Origin of the sequence: Mycobacterium sp. E2733, assembly GCF_001667585.1 — a bacterium.
Lineage (GTDB): Bacteria > Actinomycetota > Actinomycetes > Mycobacteriales > Mycobacteriaceae > Mycobacterium.
Window position 1 is genome coordinate 1 of the sequence record NZ_LZJZ01000060.1, and the last position, 505, is coordinate 505.

At 62.6% G+C, this 505-nt stretch carries 1 protein-coding gene; it reads left to right on the plus strand.

Annotation, left to right across the window (positions count from 1 at the left end):
- On the plus strand, positions 1-505 hold a 505-nt coding region (locus tag A5678_RS10965), incomplete at both ends, for a TetR/AcrR family transcriptional regulator (protein ID WP_068042017.1).

Genomic DNA, 505 nt, shown 5'->3' on the forward strand with positions numbered 1-505 from the left:
CGAACGAATGCTTCACACAGCTCGGCATCCAGCGCACGAGCGTTCAGGACGTGGCGCGAATGGCCAAGGTGTCCCGCGGCACCATCTACCGATACTTCGTCGACCGCGACGTGCTGATCGAAGCGGCCATAGAGCACGGCGCTCAACGCTTCTACCGCGAAGTCGCCGCAGCGATGGCCAAGAAGGCCACGCTGGCTGAACAGCTCGGCGCGATGGCCGAAACACACGCGAGGATCTTGCTCGACCACCGAACTCGCAACCGTTTGATGGCCGATGACGCTGAGCTGATGCGGCACATGATCTCTGACGGGGATACGGCGGTCCGGCGGACGACCAAATTTCTCGAACCCTACGTACGTGACGCGCGTGACCGCGGAGAGGTTGGTGCCGGGGTCGACGTGACGGCCGCCAGCGAATGGCTCGCCCGCATCATCTGGTCGTTCTCTACCGTCAACGAGGCACAGACATTCGACATGTCCAAGCCTGACACCGTCCGACGCTACGT